Source organism: Bradyrhizobium sp. SZCCT0231 (genome assembly GCF_018130245.1).
Taxonomy (GTDB): domain Bacteria; phylum Pseudomonadota; class Alphaproteobacteria; order Rhizobiales; family Xanthobacteraceae; genus Bradyrhizobium; species Bradyrhizobium japonicum_F.
The window spans coordinates 87,373-109,581 of the sequence record NZ_JAFCKP010000017.1; the positions used below are offsets into that span (position 1 = coordinate 87,373).

At 64.9% G+C, this 22,209-nt stretch carries 22 protein-coding genes; 12 read left to right on the forward strand and 10 right to left on the reverse strand.

Annotated elements, in window-relative coordinates:
* Window positions 1–9: 9 nt before the first annotated feature.
* Entirely contained in the window at window positions 10–909 is a 900-nt protein-coding gene (locus JQ566_RS28795) for a hypothetical protein (protein WP_212378691.1), read from the forward strand.
* Window positions 910–1,018: 109 nt separating this feature from the next.
* Here JQ566_RS28795 and JQ566_RS28800 read toward each other — a convergent pair whose 3' ends face one another.
* The gene (locus JQ566_RS28800) at window positions 1,019–1,810 is read right to left on the reverse strand and encodes a phytanoyl-CoA dioxygenase family protein (RefSeq protein WP_212378693.1); all 792 of its coding nucleotides are present in this window, start codon (window positions 1,808–1,810) and stop codon (window positions 1,019–1,021) included.
* A gap of 199 nt (window positions 1,811–2,009) precedes the next feature.
* Window positions 2,010–2,546 (reverse strand): VOC family protein, encoded by a 537-nt coding sequence (locus tag JQ566_RS28805; RefSeq protein WP_212378695.1) that lies wholly within the window; start codon window positions 2,544–2,546, stop codon window positions 2,010–2,012.
* 115 nt (window positions 2,547–2,661) lie between these two features.
* Between JQ566_RS28805 and JQ566_RS28810 the strand changes: the two genes are divergently transcribed.
* From JQ566_RS28810 to JQ566_RS28820, 3 genes are all read left to right on the forward strand, one after another.
* Entirely contained in the window at window positions 2,662–3,543 is an 882-nt protein-coding gene (locus tag JQ566_RS28810; RefSeq protein WP_212378697.1) for a LysR family transcriptional regulator, read from the forward strand.
* 170 nt (window positions 3,544–3,713) lie between these two features.
* The gene (locus JQ566_RS28815; RefSeq protein ID WP_249139862.1) at window positions 3,714–4,379 is read left to right on the forward strand and encodes a class I SAM-dependent methyltransferase; all 666 of its coding nucleotides are present in this window, start codon (window positions 3,714–3,716) and stop codon (window positions 4,377–4,379) included.
* A gap of 13 nt (window positions 4,380–4,392) precedes the next feature.
* Window positions 4,393–5,436, forward strand: coding sequence for a zinc-binding dehydrogenase (locus tag JQ566_RS28820; protein ID WP_212378700.1), 1,044 nt, complete (start codon window positions 4,393–4,395; stop codon window positions 5,434–5,436).
* Here the strand turns inward: JQ566_RS28820 and JQ566_RS28825 are convergent.
* Window positions 5,429–6,658, reverse strand: a complete 1,230-nt coding sequence (locus JQ566_RS28825; RefSeq protein WP_212378836.1) for an MFS transporter — start codon at window positions 6,656–6,658, stop codon at window positions 5,429–5,431. The genes JQ566_RS28820 and JQ566_RS28825 overlap by 8 nt on opposite strands.
* Before the next feature lie 154 nt (window positions 6,659–6,812).
* Between JQ566_RS28825 and JQ566_RS34905 the strand changes: the two genes are divergently transcribed.
* Window positions 6,813–7,445 (forward strand): LysR family transcriptional regulator, encoded by a 633-nt coding sequence (locus JQ566_RS34905; RefSeq protein ID WP_283814384.1) that lies wholly within the window; start codon window positions 6,813–6,815, stop codon window positions 7,443–7,445.
* A 4-nt stretch (window positions 7,446–7,449) separates the two neighbouring features.
* Here the strand turns inward: JQ566_RS34905 and JQ566_RS28835 are convergent, their stop codons facing one another.
* Entirely contained in the window at window positions 7,450–8,313 is an 864-nt protein-coding gene (locus JQ566_RS28835; protein ID WP_156505067.1) for a LysR family transcriptional regulator, read from the reverse strand.
* A gap of 97 nt (window positions 8,314–8,410) precedes the next feature.
* On the opposite strand from JQ566_RS28835, the gene JQ566_RS28840 reads away from it, so the two are divergent.
* Together JQ566_RS28840 and JQ566_RS28845 are read left to right on the forward strand one after the other, a co-directional pair.
* Window positions 8,411–9,721, forward strand: coding sequence for an aspartate aminotransferase family protein (locus tag JQ566_RS28840; protein ID WP_197966509.1), 1,311 nt, complete (start codon window positions 8,411–8,413; stop codon window positions 9,719–9,721).
* A gap of 20 nt (window positions 9,722–9,741) precedes the next feature.
* Window positions 9,742–11,352, forward strand: a complete 1,611-nt coding sequence (locus JQ566_RS28845) for a gamma-glutamyltransferase family protein (protein WP_212378702.1) — start codon at window positions 9,742–9,744, stop codon at window positions 11,350–11,352.
* Window positions 11,353–11,414: 62 nt separating this feature from the next.
* Here JQ566_RS28845 and JQ566_RS28850 read toward each other — a convergent pair whose 3' ends face one another.
* A complete protein-coding gene (locus tag JQ566_RS28850; RefSeq protein WP_349643363.1) occupies window positions 11,415–11,783 on the reverse strand; it encodes a cobaltochelatase CobT-related protein in 369 nt (122 codons plus the stop codon).
* Between the two features lie 95 nt (window positions 11,784–11,878).
* Between JQ566_RS28850 and JQ566_RS28855 the strand changes: the two genes are divergently transcribed.
* The 3 genes from JQ566_RS28855 to JQ566_RS28865 all read left to right on the forward strand — a co-directional run bounded on the left by JQ566_RS28855 (window position 11,879) and on the right by JQ566_RS28865 (window position 15,795).
* Entirely contained in the window at window positions 11,879–14,023 is a 2,145-nt protein-coding gene (locus tag JQ566_RS28855; protein ID WP_212378704.1) for a GumC family protein, read from the forward strand.
* Window positions 14,024–14,165: 142 nt separating this feature from the next.
* Window positions 14,166–14,423, forward strand: coding sequence for a hypothetical protein (locus JQ566_RS28860; protein WP_212378706.1), 258 nt, complete (start codon window positions 14,166–14,168; stop codon window positions 14,421–14,423).
* A 52-nt stretch (window positions 14,424–14,475) separates the two neighbouring features.
* Complete coding sequence (locus JQ566_RS28865) at window positions 14,476–15,795, forward strand: aminotransferase class V-fold PLP-dependent enzyme (RefSeq protein ID WP_212378708.1); 1,320 nt, start codon at window positions 14,476–14,478, stop codon at window positions 15,793–15,795.
* Window positions 15,796–15,998: 203 nt separating this feature from the next.
* Here JQ566_RS28865 and JQ566_RS28870 read toward each other — a convergent pair whose 3' ends face one another.
* Together JQ566_RS28870 and JQ566_RS28875 are read right to left on the reverse strand one after the other, a co-directional pair.
* The gene (locus JQ566_RS28870) at window positions 15,999–17,021 is read right to left on the reverse strand and encodes an LLM class flavin-dependent oxidoreductase (RefSeq protein WP_212378710.1); all 1,023 of its coding nucleotides are present in this window, start codon (window positions 17,019–17,021) and stop codon (window positions 15,999–16,001) included.
* A gap of 30 nt (window positions 17,022–17,051) precedes the next feature.
* Window positions 17,052–17,981, reverse strand: coding sequence for a LysR family transcriptional regulator (locus tag JQ566_RS28875; protein ID WP_212378712.1), 930 nt, complete (start codon window positions 17,979–17,981; stop codon window positions 17,052–17,054).
* 116 nt (window positions 17,982–18,097) lie between these two features.
* Here JQ566_RS28875 and styA point away from each other — a divergent pair, with 116 nt between their 5' ends.
* Both styA and styB read left to right on the forward strand, forming a co-directional pair.
* The gene (gene styA, locus JQ566_RS28880) at window positions 18,098–19,348 is read left to right on the forward strand and encodes a styrene monooxygenase subunit StyA (protein WP_212378714.1); all 1,251 of its coding nucleotides are present in this window, start codon (window positions 18,098–18,100) and stop codon (window positions 19,346–19,348) included.
* Between the two features lie 6 nt (window positions 19,349–19,354).
* Window positions 19,355–19,858 carry a styrene monooxygenase NADH-dependent flavin reductase subunit StyB gene (styB, locus tag JQ566_RS28885; RefSeq protein WP_249139863.1) on the forward strand — a complete coding sequence of 168 codons (504 nt, stop codon included), beginning with the start codon at window positions 19,355–19,357 and terminating at the stop codon, window positions 19,856–19,858.
* 25 nt (window positions 19,859–19,883) lie between these two features.
* Here the strand turns inward: styB and JQ566_RS28890 are convergent, their stop codons facing one another.
* From JQ566_RS28890 to JQ566_RS28900, 3 genes are all read right to left on the reverse strand, one after another.
* Window positions 19,884–20,567: a class I SAM-dependent methyltransferase gene (locus tag JQ566_RS28890; RefSeq protein WP_212378716.1), complete on the reverse strand. Its 684-nt coding sequence runs from the start codon at window positions 20,565–20,567 to the stop codon at window positions 19,884–19,886.
* A 25-nt stretch (window positions 20,568–20,592) separates the two neighbouring features.
* Window positions 20,593–21,051 carry an Rrf2 family transcriptional regulator gene (locus tag JQ566_RS28895; RefSeq protein WP_212378718.1) on the reverse strand — a complete coding sequence of 153 codons (459 nt, stop codon included), beginning with the start codon at window positions 21,049–21,051 and terminating at the stop codon, window positions 20,593–20,595.
* 160 nt (window positions 21,052–21,211) lie between these two features.
* Complete coding sequence (locus tag JQ566_RS28900; protein WP_212378721.1) at window positions 21,212–21,868, reverse strand: helix-turn-helix domain-containing protein; 657 nt, start codon at window positions 21,866–21,868, stop codon at window positions 21,212–21,214.
* Window positions 21,869–22,209: the final 341 nt, after the last annotated feature.

Here is a 22,209-nt window from a genome sequence, read left to right on the forward strand (position 1 = left end):
GTTCGTCCCATGCGCACGATCGACCGTCTGCTCTCCTGCCTCGTTTTATTCCTTGCAATCGCAGCCGCCCCGCTTCCCGTGCGCGCAGCCGAAACCTGCCCGTTCATCAGCGCCCAGGAGCTCGCCCGCGCGATGCCGGCGCTCAAATGGTCGCTGATTTCAAACCAGGACGGCCGCGGCTGCATCTACCAGGGCGGGCGCGGCGACACGATGATGCTCTCCGTGTTCCGCAATCCCGACAAGGACCGCGCCAGGGAATTGTACGCGACCTTCGTCAAGACGCTTGGCGAGCGCATGCCGCTCAACGCAGTCGCTGACATCGGCGACGAAGGTCAGGGTGGAACGAGCGCCGCCGGAGCGGAGCGCCAGGAGGCATCGGTCGTGGCCTTGTCCGGCGACTACATTCTGCAGATTAGCGTTTATCCGATCGGCCGGCGTGCCGACGACGCGCTGCTCGGACCGCTCACCGAAGCTGCGCGCGTTGCCATCGCAAGCGTGAGCAAGAGCAGCGAGCGGTTCGGCAATTGCGAGTGGCTCACGGCCGCCGATGCCGACGGCTTTCTCGACAACAGCACGCTGACGGTGCAGCGGACCGGCGCGGGCAGCTGCATGATGTTCGATCGCGAGGCCAACACCATGACCGTCGCGGTGATCGCGATGTCGCGCGACACCGTCATCGGCATGATGAAACGCGCAGGCCCCTGCAAGCACGTGGCGATACCCGAGCTCGGCCGCGAAGCGTTCGGCGAGCATTCCTGCACCAAGGGCAACGGCAACGCCGTCAACATCCATGTCTGGAAGAACGGCAGGCAGGCGTCGATCCTGTTCGCGCCGGTCAAGCCGCATCCGGAGTCCGGCTCGGTCGAGCGCCTGAAGGCGGTCGCCGGGCGGGTGTATGGGAAATTGTAACGGCGCCGCGTGACATTGCCGGCGTATGCGTCCGTACATCATCGCGTCGTGGCGATACAATAGGGCCAGCAACATCCGGGGTCGCCCGGCGGCCCCGGATGTCGTCCGACTAGTACACCGGCCCGCAAGCCCGCCGGATCGCGATCTGAACCGGCGACGGTGGCAGCGCCGGATCAAACTCACCCTTCGGCAGCAGCGGAGGCTGTGCCATGAAACGCGGCCGTTTCCCGCGATGTGGTTGCGCGGCGTGAACAACGAACGGATGGCACAGATAGACGCTGCCTGCCGCGCCAGTCGCCAGTTCGATCTCGCAATCTCTCGTCGACGCCCAGTTCTCGGAAGCGAGCTGCCGGAGCGTCGCGCCGGTCTCACCATAGGGCAGTAGCTCCCGCGCGATGGCCGCATGCGAGCCTTTCCGGATCCGCGTGGGCGCATCATCGTTTCCGACATCCGAGAACAGGAAGAGCATCAGGAGCGCACGCCCGCTGCTCTTCACATCGACACGCCACTCCATGAAATCCGGACTGGCGGTGCCAAAGCTCATGTCCACATGCCAGCCGTCATCGCCTGGCGATTCCGCCGAAGGGAAGCGGATCGGAAAGGTTCCGAGGCCCCTGGGCGCAAGCCAGCGCCCTTCGCCGACGAGTTGATCATAGGCCTTGTGCAGGGGCGGTGCGTTCGCGGCTTCAATGAATGGGGGCGAAGCCTTCGACGCCACGCGAACAACGGGCTCGTTCCAGTGTTCGGGTTCGTCTGGTGACAGGCCGATATCCGCCCACAGCTCGTCCCTGCATCGCCTTGCCAGGTCGGAGCTGAAGGCGTTCTCGATCTTGACGAAGCCGTCGTCGATGAAGGTCTGGACCTGACGAGGCGTCAGGCCAGCCTGTTCGGTCTTGGGCATTGCACATTCTCCGTTTCGGCTACCGCATCGAGCGCAGCCGGCTTTGATCTGATCGGCGTGGATACGCCGGAACGACTTTCTGCCGTTCAGATCAGCGGGAAGAATGTGGACATGAACATCATGATGCGAACGTATACCGGGGCGGACCACCAGATCAAGATGCGCTCGACATGCCATCCCGACGACGGACCTCGCCCTCTTATCCTTGCTGAATCGAGGATTCGGACAATCCCTCCGCCGCCAGTTTTTCGACATCGAGCGGCTTGCTGACCATCTTCAACGAGCCGTCGGGATTGCGTGGCCACTCTTCCTCCGGTCGATCCCAGTAGAGCTCGACGCCATTGCCGTCAGGGTCGCGGAGATAGATGGCCTCCGAACCGCCGTGGTCGCTGGCGCCGGTGAGCTGGACGGCCGCTGCTCGGAGGCGGCGGAGTGCGTCGCCGAGCGCGGCTCGCGTCGGATAGACAAAGGCAACGTGGTGGAGGCCTGTCGATCCTTCAGGTGGCGGCGAACCGCCCTGGCTCTCCCAGGTGTTGATCGCGAGGTGGTGATGATAGCTGCCGGCGGCGAGGAACGCTGCTTCGTTGCCAATCAGTCCGTGCAGGCCGAAGCCGAGCACCCCGCAATAGAACGCAAGTGATCGCTCGAGGTCTGCCGCCTTCAGATGAACATGCCCGACGCGGACGCGCGGGTCGATCGGTTCGCTGTCGGCCACCGGCGCGATCGGTCCCGTCATCCTTCAGCTCCTTGGGCAGGGCCTTCCCTGATCGAAAGCAGATCGCAGAAGCCGTTTCGCCGCAAGTCAGGGGAATCTGGAATCATCGTCCATAATTCTGCATAATGGCCTGGCGATGCGCATCGATGAGATCAGTGTCTTCGTCCAGGTGCTGGAGGCCGGCAGCTTTGCCGGCGCTGCCCGAAGGCTCCGCATGCCCGCCAGCACGGTGAGCGCAAAGGTGGCGGCGCTCGAACAGCGCCTCGGCGTCAGCCTGATCCAGCGTACGACCCGCAAGCTCCGCGTCACGCCGGCGGGCCAGGCTTATTTCGAACGGTGCCGCGCCGGGCTTCGTGAGATCGAGGCAGCCGAAGCTGCGATTACGTCAGAGGCAGGAAGCCTCAGTGGCCTGCTTCGGCTCACAGCGGCCGTCGACATCGCGCAAAGCCTGCTGCCGCCCATCATCAGCACGTTTCGCGAAACGTTCCCGATGGTGAAAATCGAGCTGATTGTAACGGACCGGATCGTCGACATGATCGCCGAAGGCGTCGATCTCGCCATCCGCGTCGGCCCGCTGCGCGATTCCAGTCTGGTGATCAGGTCTTTTGTGACGGGCCCATCGGGACTGTTTGCAAGCCAACACTATCTCGACCGACGCGGCGTCCCCAGTCATGTGGATGATCTCAAACACCACGACCTGATTGGATTCGGCAAGCCTTGGGCCCGTCCTCTGCCCATGCTGATGGGAAACCGGAAGATCAGCATCGATCTATCGGGCGACCTGACCTGCGATGACCTGTTGACGGTAAGAACCTTTGTCGCCATGGGAATGGGGATCGGATTTCTGCCGGCCTTTTTCGCAGACCAACAACGGCTAGTGCGCGTGCTGCCGGCTCTTCGCTCGCCCCTGACCGGACTCTATTTCGCCTACCCTCCGCAGAAATTCGTGGCAGCGCGGGTCAAAAGGTTCATCACCTTTGCAGTCACGAGTGTGAGCCGCCTGCGCCTGCATCCGTAGTCTCACGCTCGGCGGCCGGGCCCTTGACCGCGCCGCCGCACGATTTCCACATCATTGATCTGAAACAATGATGGTCTTCGGCACAAATGCTAGGGCGAGCCGCAGGTCACGTGCAAGGCTCCCCAGGCCAGTCGAGACAATCTCAGCGCGTGATGGAATCCGAGGGCTCAATGGGACGACTGCTGAATATTGTGACGCCACTGCATACTGCGACCAAGCGCGACTACATGGGCCGCATGAACGACGACAAGATCGGCTGCTCGCTGAAGGCGCGGGAATACGAAGCCGATTATTGGGACGGCGACCGCCGCTTCGGCTATGGCGGCTACCGCTTCATCGAGGGGCGCTGGGCGCCGGTCGCCAAGGCGCTGATCGAGACCTATGGTCTGAAGGACGGGTCCAGCGTGCTCGACGTCGGCTGCGGCAAGGGTTTTCTGCTGTACGAGATGCAGAAGATCCTGCCGGGCCTGAAGGTCACCGGCTTCGACATCTCAAAGCATGGTCTCGCCAATTCGCACGAGCAGGTGAAACCATACCTGTTCAATTATCGCGCCCAGGACGTCTATCCCTATGGCGACGACAGTTTCGATCTCGTCATCTCGCTCGGCACCCTGCACAATCTCAGGCTCTACGAGCTCGAGGCGGCGCTCAAGGAGATCGAGCGGGTCGGCAAGAATAAATACGTCATGGTCGAGGGCTACCGGAACGTCGCCGAGCTGCACAACCTCGAATGCTGGGCGCTGACGGCGGAGTCCATCCTGCACACGTCGGAATGGATCTGGCTGTACGGCAAGCTCGGCTACACCGGCGATTACGAATTCATCTATTTCGAGTGACCGGGCGCGCCTCATGGATATCAAGACCGCAAAGGCCGCGATACTCGTCGAATCCGGCAAGCCGCTGATCGTCGACGAGTTCACCCTGCCTGACAGGCTCGAGCACGGTCAGGTGCTCGCCCATGTGCACACCTCGAGCATCTGCGGCGCACAGATCAACGAGATCGACGCCGTCAAGGGCGTCGACAAGTTCCTGCCGCACCTTTTGGGACACGAGGCGCTGGCGACCATCGTCGACACCGGACCCGGCGTCGTCTCCTGCAAGCAGGGCGACACCGTCGTCATGCATTGGCGCCCGGGCAAGGGCATCCAGTCCAACACGCCGGTCTATTCCTGGCGCGGCAAGCGGCTCAATGCGGGCTGGGTCACCACCTTCAATGAATATGCCGTGGTGTCGGAAAATCGCGTCACGCCCGTTCCCGCCTCGATCGATCGCACCAGCGCGCCGCTGCTCGGCTGCGCGGTGACGACCGCACTCGGCGTCGTCAACAACGATGCGCAGATCGCCATCGGCGAAGCCGTCGTCGTGTTCGGCGTCGGCGGCGTCGGATTGAACATCGTGCAATTTGCCGCGATGGTCGGCGCCTGGCCGGTCATTGCGATCGACCGCCTCGACAACAAGCTGGCGATGGCGAAGGATTTCGGCGCCACCCACACCATCAATTCCGAGACCGTGAAGGATGTGGCCGCCGAGGTTCGCTCCATCACGGGGGCCGACGGACCCGACAAGGTCGTCGAGACCACCGGCGTCAAGAACCTGATCGAGCTCGCCTACGAGATCACGGCGAAAAAAGGCCGCTGCATCCTTGTCGGCGTTCCCCGTGAGAAGGCCGAGATCTATACGCTGCCGTTGCACTTCGAGAAGGTGTTGAAGGGCTCGGAAGGCGGGCAATGCCAGCCCGCGCGGGATATCCCGCGCCTGGTTCGCCTCAGCGATGCCGGCAAGGTGAGCTACCGCGGCATCGTGACCCACGAATTCGCGCTTGATGACATCAACAACGCACTGGACCTGATGCGCAGCGGCACATCGGGACGGATCCTGCTCAACATCAGCTGAGCGCTGTGCTCGCCGCGTACGCGCCGGCAGCATGCCGACGCTGGCGCTCCAGCAGCCAGGCTGCGATCGCCATGTTCACGATATTCCAGGCGATGCCATTGATCAGCGCGGAAGCGTAGGAGCCGGTCCAGTCGTAGATCGCGCCGGCCATCCAGCTTCCCAGCGCCATGCCGGCGAGAGTGACCGAGATGGCGAGGCTGACGCGAAAGCCGGCCTCTCGCGCCGGGAACAGCTCACGGATGATCACCGCATAACTCGGCACGATGCCACCCTGCGCCAGGCCGAAAACAGCGGAAACGACATAGAGTGAGGCCAGCCCGTTGAACGGCAGATAAAGCGCGAGGGCCATGGCCTGCATGGCCGAGCCCAGCAGCAAGGTCGGCAGGCCGCCGATGAGGTTCAACACCCAGCCGAAGATCAGGCGGCTCGCCACGCCAAAGCCGAGCATGACCGCCAGCATCTCGGCGCCGCGCGCAGCGCCGTAGCCGAGGTCGCCGCAATAGGCGACCAGGTGCACCTGCGGCATCGACATGGCGACGCAGCAGCACATCCCGGCGAGGGCGAGCAGGCCCTGGGTGGCACCGGGAGACAGGCCGATGGCTTGTATCGTGTCACCGGGGCTCACCGCTGCGGGCGTCGCCTTCTGGAAGATTGGCCGGCGCAACAGAACCAGGGAGAGCGGCAGCATCGTTGCGAGGCAGAACAGGCCGATGCCGATATGGGTCTGCCGCCAGCCGATCGCGGCGATGGCGTGCTGGACGATGGGCGGCCAGACCACTCCGGCCAGGGAGCTGCCGGCCGTCGCCAGGGAAACGGCGAGGCCGCGGTGCCTGTCGAACCACAGTGAGGTGTCGGCTACCAGGGGCGCGAAGCTCGCCGCGCCGCCGAGTCCGATCGTGAGGCCGCAGATCATCGCAAAGACCGACAGGTTGGATGCGAAGGCGGTGAGGACGTAACCGAGGCTCATCAGGATCGTGCCGGCGGCCAGCGGCGTCAGGATGCCGAAGCGATCCGCCAATCGGCCGACGATGATGCCGCCGATCATGAAGCCGATGATGGCGAGCGTGTAGGGCAAGGTCGCCTCGGCGCGAGGCGCATTGAAGTCGGCCTGCACCGCCGGCAAGGCCACGACCAGGGACCACATCCCGACGCAGCCCAGTGTGCTGAGAGTGATGGAGGCGGAAAGACGAATCCAGGAATAGGGAGTCTCGATCGACGGCATGTCAGGTGGCACGGCGGCAGGTTTCCTCGGGCTGCGTGGAGGTCGGCCCCGGGGTATCGCCCGCCGTCACCGGCGACAAAGCAGGATTTCTCTTTTGTCGAGCGAACGAAACTCATGCATCTTCCCGAGCTTCCTGCATCGCCTGGAGCCGGCCATGACCTATCTGCTGCCGCCACTCAATGCCCTGCGCGCCTTCGAGGCCGCCGCCCGCCATCTCAGCTTCAAGCAGGCCGCTCACGAGCTGCACGTCACGGCCGGCGCCGTCAGCCAGCAAGTCCGCCTGCTGGAGGAGCGGCTGGGCGTGCAGCTGTTCGAGCGGCGGACACGGCAGGTCATCCTGACGTCCGGCGGCGAAACCTATCTGGCGCAGGTGCGTCAGGCGTTTCGTTGCCTCGCCGAGGCCACTGCCGAGCTCAAGCCTGAGGGCGTCACGAGCCTGCTGCATATCGGGCTCCACGCGAGCTTTGCCGTCGATGCATTGCGGGCGCGCCTTTCGCGGTTCCGCCGGGCCCAGCCCCAGCTCGCCATTCGCATCAGCCAGCCGGCCGGGCTGCACGAGCTGCTCGAAGGCAAGGTCGATGTCGTGATCGCGGACCGGGTGCAGCGCTGCCCAGGCTACAGGTGCGAGCCTCTGGACAGCGGCTTCCTGATCGGCCCGCTCGGCACCGCCGATTGTCCGGAGATCGAGACGTTGCGGTCCTGCCTGCTTGGCCATGTCGAGCTCGGGCCTCCGGCCAAAACCAAGGCGCCGTCGCCGCCCAAGGACGCGAACATCGAGGTGCAATAGGTCACTAATCGATCTCCGCCTTGGTCTTCAGTCCGGGCAACACGGTGCGGACGTGCTCGGCCAGCGTCGTCGCCAGCAGCGAGGGCCTCGCCTCCGAGAATTCGAGCGCGATGCCGATGGTCGGAAGTAGGGGCAGTCCGGCCGAGACGACGTGAAGATCGAACGGAACGGCGGTTCGTGTCAGGACGCTGATCGCATGACCGGACCGCGCGATCGCGATCAGGCCGGCGAGGCTGTTGCTCGCGTAGGCGACCCTGTAGCGCCGATTGACCGCGTCCATCGCGGCGCAAGCGGCGCGGTAGTCCAGGCTCATCGGCGCCGCCAGCGCCAGCGGCAGCACATCCTGCGTCAGTATTTTCGGCTCGGCCTCGTTCGCGACCCAGACGAAGCGCTCCTCGCGGATCACCTCGCGCGCTCCGGCATCGGACAGCGAGACCAGCGCCATGTCGATCTGGCGCCGCACCAGCATCGGGCGCAGCTCGGAGGTCGGTGCGCAGACCATGCGCAGCTCGACATTGGGATGCAGCGCGCAGAACCCCTTCAGCAGCGCCGGCAGGAAAGCGATCGAATAGTCCTCCGGGCAGCCGAGGCTCAGCGTCCCCTTGAGACTCTCGCCGCTCATGTCGGCGAGAATCTCGTCGTGCTGCGCCAGCAGCGTCTCGGCGTGGGCGAGCAGTTTCTCGCCGGCCGCGGTCAGCCTCATGCCGGATCCGCTGCGGTGAAACAGCGGCTGCGTGATCGTCTGTTCCAGCCGTTGCATCTGCATGCTGAGCGCGGACTGTGTCCGGCCAATCTGCAAGGCCGCCAGGCTGATCGAGCCGGTGCGGGCCACGACGACGAAATTCCTCAGAAGGGTGAGATCCAGCATCGACATCAGGAAGATTGATATCCAGATTGAATTATATCAATTAGCCTGAAGTCAAATTCTTGACTAGAGGTCAGACGTCCAAGCGCAGGTGGCTGTCATGACCTTGAACGCCGATCCCGATTTCTGGGCTTCCGCCAACACGCATCTGACCCGCTACGGCCCGAGTTTCGAACCCGTCATTATCGAGCGGGCGGCCGGCAGTTTCGTCTACGACGCCGACGGACGCGCCATCCTCGACTTCACCTCGGGTCAGATGAGTGCCGTGCTGGGGCACACGCATCCCGACATCGTCGCCACGGTCGCACGGCAAATGGGTGCGGTCGCTCATCTCTTCAGCGGCATGCTCTCGCGTCCGGTGGTGACGCTGGCCGAGCGTCTCGCTGCGCTTGCGCCCGGTCTCGACCGCGTGCAGCTGCTGACGACAGGCGCGGAAGCCAATGAAGCGGCGATCCGGATGGCCAAGCTCGTCACCGGCAGGCACGAAATCGTCGCCTTCGCGCAAAGCTGGCACGGCATGACCGGCGCGGCGGCGTCGGCGACCTACAGCGCGGGCCGGCGCGGTTATGGGCCGGCCGCGGTCGGATCGTTCGTCATTCCCGCGCCGAACGCCTATCGGCCGCGCTTCAGGAACGTCGACGGCAGCAACGACTGGCAGACCGAGCTGGACGATGCGTTCGCACTGATCGACAGCCAGTCGACCGGTAATCTGGCGGCCTTCATCGCCGAGCCGATCCTCTCCAGCGGCGGCATTCTGGAACTGCCGCTCGGCTATCTCGCGGCCTTGAAGCAAAAATGCGAGCAGCGCGGCATGCTGCTGATCCTCGACGAAGCTCAGACCGGCATCGGCCGCACCGGGCACATGTTTGCCTTCGAGCGTGACGGCGTGGTGCCTGATATTCTCACGCTGTCGAAGACGCTCGGCGCCGGTCTGCCGCTCGCCGCGGTCATGACGACAAAGGCCATCGAGCAGACCGCGTTCGAGCGCGGCTTCCTGTTCTACACCACGCATGTCTCCGATCCCTTGCCCGCCGCGATCGGCGTCACGGTGCTCGACGTGGTCGCGCGCGACGGGTTAGTGGCGCAGGCAACCGCCAGGGGCAACAGGCTCCGGGATGGATTGCTGTCGCTGCAGCAAAAGTTCGAATGCGTCGGCGACGTCAGGGGCCGCGGGCTTCTGCTCGGTCTCGAAATCGTCGTCGACCGGCAGTCCAAGACGCCGGGGTTTGAACTCGGTGCGCGGATCATGGAGGAGACCATGCGTCGCGGTCTCAGCATGAACATCGTCAAGTTGCCCAGCATGGGCGGCGTATTCCGCATCGCGCCGCCGCTCACAGTGTCCGAGGCCGAAATCGATCGCGGTCTCGAGATCATGTCGGAGGCGATCCAGGCTGCTGCGACGACGCACTGACCGGCGGAAGGCCTGACCGGATGCAACTCGCCAGGACATATGGGCGTCCGACGCTGTTCTCGCGGCACGGCATGGTCGCCGCCGCGCATCCGCTCGCGGCACAGGCCGGTGCACGAATCCTGATGCAGGGCGGCAATGCGTTCGATGCGGCCGTCGCCACGGCGGCCGCCCTCAACGTGGTCGAGCCGTTCATGTCGGGGCTTGCCGGGTTTGGACTGGCCACGATCTGGGTGGCGATCGAGCAGCGCATTCGCGTGCTCGACTTCGCTCCGCCGATGCCCGCAAGCTTCCCGGTCGGCAGATACACCAGCAGATTCGAGCTCGAGCGCGGTCCGCAGGCGGCCTCGACGCCCGGCAATCTCGCGGGCTGGTGCGAGCTGCTCTCGCGCTATGGACGCAAATCGCTTCCAGACGTCTTTGCGCCGGCGATCACGCTGGCGCGCGACGGGTTTGCGCTCTCGGACTTCGGTGTTGATGAGATCAACGAGCAGGTGCCGCTGCTCGAACCCTGGCCGGAGCTGCACGCCGCACTGGTCAGGAACTATCTCCCGGATGGAATGCCGGTGAAGCTCGGCAGGATCGTCGCGCAGCCTGATCTCGCGCAGACTCTTGCCGAGATCTCCGAATTGGGGCCCGAGTATCTGTATGGCGGCAAGCTCGGCCGGCGCATCGTGGACTATCTCGCCACGCTCGGCGGCAGCCTGACGCTGGACGATGTCATCGCCGTCAAGCCGCATTGGTTCGATCCCCTGACCGTGTCCTATCGGGGGCTCGAGCTTCACGTCCCGGCGCAGCAATGCGGCGGCTTCCAGTTCGCCCTGACCCTCAAGATCCTTGAAGGCTTTGACCTCGGGCGTCTGCCGAAGGACGGCGCCGATCATCTCGATACGGTCTATCGCGCGATCCGTCTCGCCGCCGGCGAGCGCATCGCCCATGGCAATCTGGGACCGGATCAAGCCGCTGGAGCAATGTCCGACGCGACGATCGCGCGGCTTCGCCAGCGTGTGAGCGACGGCCGGCCGATCACGGGCCCGACAGAGCAATGGATGCCGCAGGATCGTGCCGATCCCGGCCACACCACCTCGTTCTCGATCGCCGACGCCGAAGGCAATCTGGTCTGCATTACGCAAAGTCTCGGCAGCCCGTTCGGCAGCGGCGTCGTGGTGCCGGGGACCGGCGTTTGCCTCAACAATCATCTGCATTGGGCTGACGTGCAGCCGGGAAGCCCGAACCTCGCCAAGCCGGGCGACGCGTTGCCGGTGACGATGGCACCGTCGATTGCGACGCGCGGCAGCCGTCCGGTGCTCGCGCTGGGGACGCCCGGCAGCTACGGCATCCCGCAAACCCAGGCCCAGGCTTATGTGCAGCACATCGAGTTCGGCCTTCCGCTGCAGCCGGCGATCGAGGCGCCGCGTTCACGGCTGTGGGACGGCCGCTTCATTCAGGCAGAGAACCGCATCGCGCCGGAGACCATCGCCGAACTGAAGCGCCGCGGCCACGAGATCGAGATTTTGGACACCGGATGGACCATGCTCTGCGGGGGCATGCAGGCCGTCGCGCTCGATCCGGTAACCGGCGTGATGACGGGTGCCGCCGATCCCCGGCGGGACGGGTATGTCATCGGCTTGTGAGCGGTCGCACATCGAGGCGAGCGCAGGCAGGCGCCGCCGATGCGCGCCGCGCCTGAATGCAACTAAGCCGACGGATGCAAGAGCCGGTTGATGAGCTGAACCAGGGTGCTTTCCAGCTCTTCAGGAGAGCTGATCGTGAGGCCCTCCTTGTAGTACTGCTCGACCGGATGGCCGATACCTATTGCGGCAAGCCTGATATCGCCGGCCTGCTCGATCTCGCCGATGACACGGCGCAGATGGCCGTCCAGGTACCTGTCGCCATTCTCGTGCAACGTGGAATCGTCGACCGGCGCTCCGTCGGACAGCACGATAAGACATTTCTGTCTTTCGTCGCGCTGGCGCAAGCGCGACGCAGCCCATTCGATGGCCTCGCCATCGATGTGGTCAAATACAGCGCGTGGCTGGCCGCGTCTCGTTAACGAATCGTTCACGCCCAAGGCCAGCCCAGCCGTAACCGCCGGTTAACCATGGATATTTACGGTGCGGCAAGCCTCCAGGCCTGTCAGTTGATTTCGAGTCCAACCCCATGGCGTTCGGTCGAAGCGCATCTCCGCGAAGCATCGCCCCGACGGAGCAAGCGGCTTCGTGGGAAGCGCCGCGGGCTGCGAAGGTGAAGCCCGACGGCACCGGGCCCGCCCTGATCAAGGGATCGCTGACCGTCTTCGGTACACTCTCCTTTCTGCGCGAGAACGGCCGGCGCATTCTGACGCTGGCCGCGGCGCTGTTCGCCCTCGGCATCGTCGTCCTGATGGTCCTTCCGGTCCGCTATGCCGCGACGGCCCTGGTCGTGCTCGATCCCCGCGAGCTGCGCGTGACCTCGGATCAGGACGTGCTGCCCGGCATCGGCCAGGATGCCGCGGCGCTTCAGAGCCAGATCGAAATCGCCAAATCCGACGGCTTTCTCCGCCCCCTGATCGAGCAGCTCAAGATCGCGGACGACGAGGACGTCTCGGCCGGCTATACCGACATGACGCGCCTGCTCGAGAAATTCCGCAACCGCCTCGACATCACCCGGCGCGGGCTCACCTACGTCATTGCGATTTCCTTCACCTCGAACCGCCCGGACCGGGCCGCTTACTACGCCAATGCCATCGCCGAGGCCTTCGTTGCCAGCCAGGGCCGCGTCCGCACCGAGGCGACGGACGAGGCCGCCGACTGGCTCAAGGACCGGCTGAAGGCGCTGAGCGAGCGCCTGCGCGCCTCGGAAGACGCCGTCGCCGCCTTCCGGCTCGAGCACAACATCGTCAATGCCGGCAAGGAATCCACCACGCAGCAATTGCGGGTGACCGATCTCACGCAGCAGGTCTCCGCCGCGCGCGCGCGCACCGAGGAGGCCAAGGCGCGCTACGAGCAGGTGCAACGCGATCTCAAGGCCAATGTCGAAGGGCCGGTGAAGCAGGACCTCCTGAGCATGCTGCGCACGCAGCGCTCGGCCCTGAACGACCAGATCGCGCAGAAGAAGGCGGTGTATGGCGACCGCCATCCCGACCTCGCGATCTCCTACAGCCAGCTGGCGGATATCAACCGGCAGATCGAGATCGAGCGGAAGAAGAACATCGACACGGCCAAATCCGAATATGAGGCCCAGCGGGAGCAGCAGAACGCGCTGGAAAAGCAGCTCAAGGCGGTCGAGACCAAGATGCTGGTCGACGGCCAGGCGCTGGTGAAGCTGCAGGAGCTGCAGCGCGACGCCGATGCCAACAGGAACATCTACGAGCAGTTCCTGTCGCGGTTCAAGACCACCAGCGAGCAGCGTCAGCTGCAGGCGTCCCAGACCAAGATCGCCTCGGTCGCCATTCCGCCGTTGCGCTCGACGCGTCCGCCGCTCGCCCTGCTGCTCGCGGCGTTGGCGATCGGCTCGCTGTTGACGTCGACCGCCGCCGTTGCGGTGACGACGAGCGCGTCCGCCGACGAGCCCGAATCCGTTCAGGCGGCTGCCTCTGTGCAAGCGGAGGAGGCGCCCGGCCGGCAGGTCCAGCCTCCGGCCGCAGCCGTGCGCCGAGCCGAGGCGATACCCAGCCTTCCCGTCTGGGGCCGCATCCCCGAGCTGGCATCCGGAGCCGGGACCAACACGGTCTGGCAAAGACCGATCGCGGCGGCGGCCGAGCTCGATCTCGGCACCCATCTGCGGCCGCTGCTCGAACGCATTGAGCGTGTGCCGGTGCGCGGCTGCAAGGTCGCGCTGGTGTTGTCGGTCGGCAAGAGCGCAGGCGGCAACACGGTTGCACGCTCCCTCAATCGCGCCGCCGTGAATCGGGGCATGATGAGCGTGCTGATCCGGCTCCAGCCGGAATTCGCAGGCCACCAGCCGCCGGTGACCGAATGGCACGATGGCTCGACCACGGCTGGACTTCAGTCGATCGACGAGCTCCTCAGTGCCGGCCGAAGACCCGATGCGAGACCCGAGGACGATATTCGTTCGGAGTTCGACCTGATGGTCGTCCACGCCAGCAATCTGGCCTTGCAGCCCGACGCCATCGCCCTGGCCGCGCATGCGGACCTGATCGTCCTGGTGGCGCGCGCCGGCGAGCTCGGTTCGGCCGCGATGCGCCGGGTGACCGCGGCGCTGTCGAGGTACGAGGCCGTGCCGACGGGGCTCGTCGTCAATCACGTGCCCGCCGGTTCAATGGCGCCTCACCCCGAGGGGGGCGCATTGGGTCTTGCGGTTTGACGATGACGGCGTTGCGCCGCTCGCCGGCCGCCAGACGGTGACGTAGCTCGGCGTCACCACGGCCGTTACCACCGCGTTTACCAATCATCGCAAGCAAATCGTAGCGGCGGCTTGGTATAGCGCCGGCGACAGGGTGAGAATCATGCCGCTGCTCCATGTCCCGACGATCTACGTGCTGATGCTGGCAGTCATGGTGCTGCTCATCCGCGGAGCACGCGCGAGCCGCAACAAAGCGGGCGGCAGCCTGATCCTGCAATCTACGTTGCTCGATCATCGCATTGTCATGCTCCGGTCATCTCAGCTGCATGGTCCGTTGCTCTCTTCCCGGCGCGCCAGAGCCTCGTCTGCTTCGATGACATCGGAACGGAGCTCTGGATTGTTGTTTGACGCGTTTTCATGACGCGAGCCGGACGCCGCTTCGCTCGAAAACGCTCCCGGGGGAGAGCTGACAAATGCAACTGATCAAGACGATTTCGGCTGACCGCCGGCGGGTCCTCAAGGGCCTCGCGGCAGCAGCCGTGGCGCCGCTTGCTGCGCCGGCTTTTGCCGCCGAGGGCCTTCCGGCGCAGCCGACCGGCTCAGTGGCCGCTGTCGCCACCGACAAGGCCTATTGGGCGGCTGTGAAGGGGCTTTATGCCGTCACGCCTGATGTCGTCAATTTGGAGAACGGCTATTGGGGCATCATGGCCGAGCCCGTGAGGCGCGAGTTCATCCGCCAGTCCGACATGGTCAATTATCAGAACACCTATTACGCGCGGCTGCGTGCGGGTACGGATTTCGAGGCCGTGCGTGCCAAGGTGGCGGAGGCGGTCGGCGCGGCACTCGAGGAGATCGCGCTCACCCGCGGCGCGACCGAAGCGCTTCAGCTCCTCATCGGCGGTTACAACAGGCTGAAACCCGGCGACGGCGTGCTCTATGCCGATCTCGACTATGATTCGATGCAATATGCGATGAACGCGCTGAAGGCGCGCCGCGGCGTCGACGTGGTCAAGTTCGAGGTGCCGGAGCCCGCCACCCGCCAGGCGGTGCTCGACGCCTATGCCCGCGCCATCGAGGCGAACCCGAAGACGAGACTTCTCCTCCTGACCCACGTCAGCCATCGCACCGGCTTCGTCATGCCGGTCGCCGAGATCACCCGCATGGCGAAGGCCAAGGGCATCGACACCATCGTCGACGCCGCCCATTCCTGGGGGCAGATCGACTTCCGGGTGAGCGAGCTCGAGGCCGATTTCGTCGGGTTCAATCTGCACAAATGGATCGGCGCGCCGCTCGGCGTCGGCTTCCTCTACATCAGGAAGGACCGCCTCGCGGCCATCGATCGCGACATGGGCGACGAGGATTTTCCGCAAGAGGATATCCGTTCGCGGGTGCATACCGGCACGGTCAATTTCGCTACGGTGCTGACGGTGCCGATGGCCGTGGCGCTGCATCTAGAGATCGGCGCGGCGGCCAAGCAAGCGCGCTTGCGACATTTGCGCGACTATTGGGTGAGCCGCGCCCGTGCATTCAAGGACATCGAGATCCTGACGCCGGACGAAGCCGGCTCATATGGCGCGATCACGTCCTTCCGCCTCGCCGGCAAGACCGGCAAGGCCGACAACGAGGCCATCGTTGCGAAGCTTCGGGACAGCCACAAGATCATGACGGTGCGCCGGGCCGGCCTCGCCAGGGGCCAGTGCATCCGTGTGACGCCCGCCCTCTACACTGACGAGGCCGATCTCGACCGCCTCGTCGAGGCGCTGGCCGTCATCACGGGGACGAAGACGGGGTGAGGTGGGGCGGATAGGGATAGGGCTATCGCATGCGAGGTTAGTTTGAGGCACGATAGTCCCCACACCGTCATGGCCGGGCTTGTCCCGGCCATCCACGCCTCGCCACCCCGCACCGGGAACGTGGATGCCCGGGACAAGCCCGGGCATGACGACCGTTTGTAAGGGTTCAAATGTGATTCCTCTGGGGCATATCGCCGTTCGCCTCACCGCCACCCCAGGGCCGGCGCGACATGCGCCAAGATCGCCTCGATCGCATGCGCGCAGTAGTCCACACCCAGCTGGTTCGGGATCGTCAGCAGCAGCGTGTCCGCTTCCGCAATCGCCTCGTCCTGGCGCAGCTGCTCGATCAGCACATCCGGCTCGGCCGCATAACTCCGGCCGAAGATCGCGCGGGTGCGCGGGTCGATGAAACCGATCTGGTCTTCGCTTCCGCGCTCGCCGCCGAAATAGGCGCGGTCGCGATCGTCCACCAGCGCAAAGATGCTGCGGCTGACGGAGACGCGCGGCTCACGGGTGTGACCGGCGTCTTTCCACGCCGCGCGAAAGCTACGAATTTGCGCGGCTTGCTGCACGTGAAAAGCCTCGCCGGTCTCGTCGCTCTTCAGCGTCGAGCTCTGCAGGTTCATGCCGAGCTTGGCCGCCCACACCGCGGTGGCGTTCGAGCCGGCGCCCCACCAGATGCGCTCGCGCAAGCCCTGCGCATGCGGCTCCAGGCGGAGCAGCCCCGGCGGATTGGGAAACATCGGCTGCGGATTGGGCTCGGCAAAGCCCTCGCCGCGCAAGAGGTCGAGAAAGACCTCCGCATGGCGCCGCCCCATGTCGGCATCGCTCTGGCCCTCGGCCGGCTGGTAGCCGAAATAGCGCCAGCCGTCGATCACCTGCTCGGGCGAGCCGCGGCTGATGCCGAGCTGCAGCCGCCCGCCGGCGATGAGATCGGCGCTACCGGCGTCCTCCACCATGTAGAGCGGGTTCTCGTAGCGCATGTCGATCACGGCCGTGCCGATCTCGATCCTGCTGGTCTTGGCGCCGACCGCGGCAAGCAGCGGAAAGGGCGAGGCAAGCTGGCGCGCGAAGTGATGGACGCGGAAATAGGCGCCGTCCGCCCCTAACTGCTCCGCCGCCACCGCAAGCTCGATCGATTGCAGCAGAGTATCGGCTGCCGAGCGGGTCTGCGATTGCGGCGAGGGCGTCCAGTGCCCGAAGGAGAGGAATCCGATCTTTTTCATGGGCGTCATTTAATGCTGGCGGGGATGGCGTCAACCGCCTGCGCCGGCGGCATGGGTATGCATGGGGGCCGGTACAAAATGCGCGGCGCGTTCGACCAACAGATCCAGGAAGCTTCGCGCACGCAGCGACATCCATTGTGTCTCCGGATAGACCGCATGCAGCGGCAGTGCGGCGATGGTGTAGTCAGGCAGCACATGCTCGAGCTCGCCGGTGCTCAGACCCTCGGCCGCGTTCCACTCGGGCAGGATGGCGATGCCGAGATGATGCATCGTCGCCTCCTGCATCGCATCGGCATCGTCGACGTGAATGGGCCCGTTGATCGACGCGACGTGGCGGCCATGCTCGGATTCGAAGGCCCATTGGTGCGCCGGAGACATCCTGGAATAGACGATGCATTGGTGCGAACTGAGGTCGTCCGGCGTCCGGGGCAGCGGGCGCCCGTGCAGATAGGTGGGCGTCGCCACCAGGTAGCGCTGCACGGTGCCGAGCCGGCGCGCGACCAGCGTGCTCGCCTCCAGGTTTCCGATCCGCAGCGCCAGCTCGATGCCTTCTTCCACGAGGTTGACGAACCGCTCGCTGAAGCGGATGTCGACCCGCACTTCCGGATGGTGCCGCACATAGTCGGCGATCACAGGCATCATGTAGCGCCGTCCGAATGACGACGGCACGCCGATCCGGAGTGTGCCGCTGGGGCGTGGCGCCGACTGCTCGACGCTCGACCGCGCCATGTCGAAGCTGTCGAGGATCTGCCGCGCGAGATCGTAGATGCGGTGTGCCTCGGCGGTCGGCTTCAGCGTGCGCGTCGTGCGCGAGAACAGCTGCGTGCCGAACTCGCTCTCCAGCACCGCGATCCGCTTGCTGATGGCGGGCTGGCCAATGCCGAGCTCCTTGGCCGCCGCAGAGAAGCTGCCGCCCTCGAGGGTGCGAACGAAAGCGCGCAGGCAATCGATCCGGTCCATTATTCATTCCGATCTGGAATAAATCATATCCCATATATTCCATAGTGCGCAACACGGCGGGCCGTTAGGCTTCCCAAAACAAGCAATTACAGGGCAAGGAAACGGGGAGAGATCACGTGGCGCGCCATATCGGAATTGTCGGCGCCGGCATCGCCGGCCTGCATCTCGCACTCTACCTGCAAAAGCATGGCGTGGACGCCACCATCATTACGGACCGGCCGCCGGAGGAGTACCGCACCATCCGGTTGCTCAACACCGTCGCGCATCACCACGTGACGATCGCGCGCGAGGATTATCTCGGCGTTAATCACTGGACCGATCCGAAGGAGCACTACTACTACCACGATCACGTCTTCAATTTTCCGCAGCCGCTCAGCTTCCGCGGCGACTTCTCGAAGGCGAGCCGGGCGGTCGATTACAGGCTCTATCTTCCCGCCTTGATGCAGGATTTTACGAAGCGCGGCGGCAAGATCGAGTACAGGCGGATCGAGGAGCGAGACATCCGTCCGCTGGTCGCGCGTTTCGACCTCCTGGTCGTCTCGACCGGCAAGGGTCCGCTGGGCCAGCTCTTCACCTATCGTCCCGAGCACACGCCCTATTCGCAGCCGCAGCGCCGGCTGTGCGTCGGCCTCTACACCGGCGTGCGCCAGCCCGATCCCATGAACGTCACGCTCTCGGTCTCGCCGGGCCATGGCGAGATGATCGTGATTCCCACCGTCACCTTCGGCGGTATCGCCAGCGCACTGCTGATGGAGAACGTACCGGGCGGCGACATGGAGGAGCTGGCCACGCTCAGCTACGACGACAATCCAAAGCAGTTCCTGAAGGTGCTCTTGGGCAAGCTGGAGAAGCATCACCCGACCACCTATGACCGCATCGATACCGCGCGTTTCGATCTCGCGCAGCCGCAGGATCTCCTGCAGGGCGGCGTGGTCCCGACGGTGCGCAACACGGTGGTCGAGTTCGACGACGGCAAATGCGCGATCGCGCTCGGCGACGTCCACGCGATCGTCGATCCCATGATGGGGCAGGGCGCCAACGTCGCCTCCTACGCGGCTTTCGTGCTCGGCGAGGAGATCGTCAATTCCGACGCGCTCGATGCGCGCCTGTGCGAGAAGATCGACCTGAAGCGGCAGGACCGCGTGCTGGCCGCCTCGCGCTGGACCAATGTGATGCTGCAGCCGCCGACCGAAGCGCTGGGCATGCTGATCGGCGCGATGAGCCAGAATCCGGCGCTGGCCAACGAATTCACCGAGAACTTCAACTACCCGGACCGGCAGTGGGACCGCATCTCCACGCCGCAGCGCATCCGGGCCTGGATTGAGCGCATGTCGGCGCCATCGCAGCCGGTCAGGGCCATTGCGTGAGGATCGATGCGGACGGCAAGTGACATGCCGCGCGCCAATCCGGCGTCCTTCCGCGAAGCTGCATCGCGCTTTGCGACCGGCGTCGCGGTGCTGACGGCGCTCGACGAGCACGGCCGGGTCTGTGGCATGACGGCGAACAGCTTCGTCACCGTCAGCCTGTCGCCGCCGACCGTGCTGGTCTCGGTCATGCCAGGACGCATGCACCGCGCGATCTCGGCGACCGGACGCTATTGCGTCAACGTCCTGCCCGACCACGGCCGTGACCTGTCGCGGCATTTCGCCAGCCAGCCGAGCGCGGGCGCTGCTCCCGACTACGAGATCGTGGATGGCCTGCCGCGCCTGTCCGGCTGCATCGCCTGGTTCGCCTGCGAGGTCACGCGCCACGTCGACGTCAGCGACCACACGCTGATCATCGCCGAAGTCTCGGCTTGCGATCATCGCGACACCACGCCGCTGGTGTTCTTTTCCAGCCGCTATCATCTCGGGCCGGGCGTGCCGGTGGATAGATGATGATCGCGCGCTGTCTTGCGATCATTCAGGCATAGGCCACCCAGCCGCGGAAGGCGAAGCCGGTGTAGAACAGGGTCGGGTCGGAGAAGCCGGCCTCGCGCAAGATCGCCTCGTCCTGCGCGGGCGCCAAAATCTGCAGATGGTTGGTGACGGCATCCCTTGCGGCAGCCGCCTGGTCCGGCGCGACGCCGGACGCCGCCAGGAATGCGGAGTACCGCGCCAGCCATAGCGGACGCTCCTTCTCTCCATCGGGCGCGCTCAGATGTGCGATCACGAACGGTGCGCGCGGCTTGAGCCGGCGGCGGACCTCCGACGCGATGCGGCGCCGTTCGGCGACATCGACGAAGTGCAAGGTCAACAGGCAGGTGGCGCCGTCGAACGGTCCTTCCGGGGCATCGTCGATGTAACCTTCATGAAAGCGTACACGCGGTGCGAGCTCTCCCAGAGTCTGCCTCGCCAGTCCCAGCATCGCCGCGGAGGGGTCGACGCCGTCGAAGCGCCAGCCGGGATGCGCCTGCGCAAAGGCCTTGAGCTCCAGGCCCCCGCCGGCGCCGAGGACGAGCACCCGCGCATCGCCGGGGACGCTTTCGGCCAGCAGAATCGCCGCCATGGACTGCATCGCCTCATAGCCGGGCACGAAGCGCCGCGGCCCTTCGGTGTAGCGATCCACGAATTGCGGATTCGAGAATGCGGCTTGAATGTCGGTCATGATGTTGTCCTGAGAATGGAGCTGTTCACGCGCGGTGCGCGCTGATGTCGTGGATCTTTCGAGACCCGAGCCGCTTGCGCAGATCCTCGCCCAGCATCGCCAGCGTCACCTCACCGAGGCGCGACAGCAGCAGCGCCTCCGCATCGTGAAAGGCCTGATCGAGCGCGGCATTCACCGCCTGCTCGACGAGGCAGCCCGGCGCCTCCGTCCGGTTGCGCATGGCGAGCAGCGCGGGACTGCCGAGTGCGGCGTAGACGTCGCGCAGCGTCACCTTCGACAAGTCGCATGCGAGCGTCCAGCCGCCGCCATGCCCCTTCTCGGAGCGGACGTAACCAAGCTCGCGCAGGCCCGCCATGACGCGCCGGATCACCACCGGGTTGGTGTCCATGGCTTTCGCCAGCGTCTCGGACGTGAATGGCCCAGGCTGCTGCGCCATGTGCAGCAGGATGTGCAGCACGCCGGACAGTCGGGAATCTCGTTTCATGTAACTTTGTATGTTACATCTCTGGCGAAAGGTCAACCGGCCTGAGCGCGGCGATCGCGCGCATGGTGCCTCGGTTCGAGATGATGCGGTGAATTTGTGCCCGAGCCTGCATGCCAGCGGAGAAGGTCAGCAGCATGATCGCGGTTTGACACGGTCTCACCTATAGCTCTGCAAGTTCCTCACGCCGAAGCAGTTCGATCCGTCTTTGTGTCGTCCCCTCGAACCGAAGCAAGTTCTGATCGCGAAGCGTAGATAAAGCGCGCGAAACAGTCTCCAACGTAAGCCCGAGATAATCGGCAATGTCGCGACGGCTCATGGGAAGGGCCATGAGTTGAGGACGTCCCAGTCGCGCGTCCATCTCGACGAGGAACGTGGCAACTCTCTCCAACGCAGTCTTTCGCCCCAGCAGGAGCATGTGGTCCTCGGCGTGCTGGAGGTTCTGCGTGACCAGTCTCAGAAGGCTCTTTGTGCCGCCCATCCGGCTCTCGGTTGCCTCGATGATGCTGCCTCGTCTCATGATACGCGTGTTGGTTTCGATGATGGCTTCGGCCGTAAAGCGGTGACTGGTTCCATTCTCGAATCCGAACATGTCGCCCGGCAGATGAAACGCATTGATCTGGCGACGGCCGTCTGCGAGCAGCTTGTGGGTCCGGACTGCTCCCGCGGTGATCTGATAGACGTATTCAGCGCTTTCGCCCTCACCGAAAATCTCGGTCCCTCTGCGATATCTATGTTCACTGCAAAGCACCCGCTCACCAGCGAGAGCGGCGAGGTGTCCGTCGACGGGCCGTCGATGCGTGTTGATATTCACCAGCATAGGCGCCTCCCTGATAACTCGACGCAAGTTAAGTAGACGGAGCCGCGCCGGTTTGATCGAGCGCAAATTCAGCGCTCAACCCTACGTGCTTGTCGGTAGGAATTGCCACGCGCGCAGGGTTGACGGAGGACGGAGAAAAAGAAAGCCGCCAGCCCTTGGGAAGCCGACGGCTTGGGTGGGGTCGCGTAGCGGAACTGCGCGGCACCTCGTTTAGCGAAGCAGGAGAGGGGCTCGTTGATCTGGATCAAACGGCGTCAGCGGGAGCGCATGTGGCAGGCCATGGTTAGGTGCAGTTCCGCAATGGGGCGAAGGCTGCCCTAGCCAGCTGCATGGCCCTGTTC

Coding starts and splice junctions, on each gene's coding strand:
- JQ566_RS28825 (WP_212378836.1), bottom strand. CDS start 6,658: ATGCCGTCGATCGAGACTCCCTATTCCTGGATTCGTCTTTCCGCCTCC.
- JQ566_RS28810 (WP_212378697.1), top strand. CDS start 2,662: ATGCGCATCGATGAGATCAGTGTCTTCGTCCAGGTGCTGGAGGCCGGC.
- JQ566_RS28840 (WP_197966509.1), top strand. CDS start 8,411: ATGACCTTGAACGCCGATCCCGATTTCTGGGCTTCCGCCAACACGCAT.
- JQ566_RS28875 (WP_212378712.1), bottom strand. CDS start 17,981: ATGGACCGGATCGATTGCCTGCGCGCTTTCGTTCGCACCCTCGAGGGC.
- JQ566_RS28870 (WP_212378710.1), bottom strand. CDS start 17,021: ATGAAAAAGATCGGATTCCTCTCCTTCGGGCACTGGACGCCCTCGCCG.
- JQ566_RS28855 (WP_212378704.1), top strand. CDS start 11,879: ATGGCGTTCGGTCGAAGCGCATCTCCGCGAAGCATCGCCCCGACGGAG.
- JQ566_RS28800 (WP_212378693.1), bottom strand. CDS start 1,810: ATGCCCAAGACCGAACAGGCTGGCCTGACGCCTCGTCAGGTCCAGACC.
- JQ566_RS28900 (WP_212378721.1), bottom strand. CDS start 21,868: ATGCTGGTGAATATCAACACGCATCGACGGCCCGTCGACGGACACCTC.
- JQ566_RS28835 (WP_156505067.1), bottom strand. CDS start 8,313: ATGCTGGATCTCACCCTTCTGAGGAATTTCGTCGTCGTGGCCCGCACC.
- JQ566_RS28890 (WP_212378716.1), bottom strand. CDS start 20,567: ATGACCGACATTCAAGCCGCATTCTCGAATCCGCAATTCGTGGATCGC.
- styB (WP_249139863.1), top strand. CDS start 19,355: ATGCGGACGGCAAGTGACATGCCGCGCGCCAATCCGGCGTCCTTCCGC.
- JQ566_RS28815 (WP_249139862.1), top strand. CDS start 3,714: ATGGGACGACTGCTGAATATTGTGACGCCACTGCATACTGCGACCAAG.
- JQ566_RS28895 (WP_212378718.1), bottom strand. CDS start 21,051: ATGAAACGAGATTCCCGACTGTCCGGCGTGCTGCACATCCTGCTGCAC.
- JQ566_RS28820 (WP_212378700.1), top strand. CDS start 4,393: ATGGATATCAAGACCGCAAAGGCCGCGATACTCGTCGAATCCGGCAAG.
- JQ566_RS28795 (WP_212378691.1), top strand. CDS start 10: ATGCGCACGATCGACCGTCTGCTCTCCTGCCTCGTTTTATTCCTTGCA.
- JQ566_RS28865 (WP_212378708.1), top strand. CDS start 14,476: ATGCAACTGATCAAGACGATTTCGGCTGACCGCCGGCGGGTCCTCAAG.
- JQ566_RS28860 (WP_212378706.1), top strand. CDS start 14,166: ATGCCGCTGCTCCATGTCCCGACGATCTACGTGCTGATGCTGGCAGTC.
- JQ566_RS28805 (WP_212378695.1), bottom strand. CDS start 2,546: ATGACGGGACCGATCGCGCCGGTGGCCGACAGCGAACCGATCGACCCG.
- JQ566_RS28845 (WP_212378702.1), top strand. CDS start 9,742: ATGCAACTCGCCAGGACATATGGGCGTCCGACGCTGTTCTCGCGGCAC.
- JQ566_RS34905 (WP_283814384.1), top strand. CDS start 6,813: ATGACCTATCTGCTGCCGCCACTCAATGCCCTGCGCGCCTTCGAGGCC.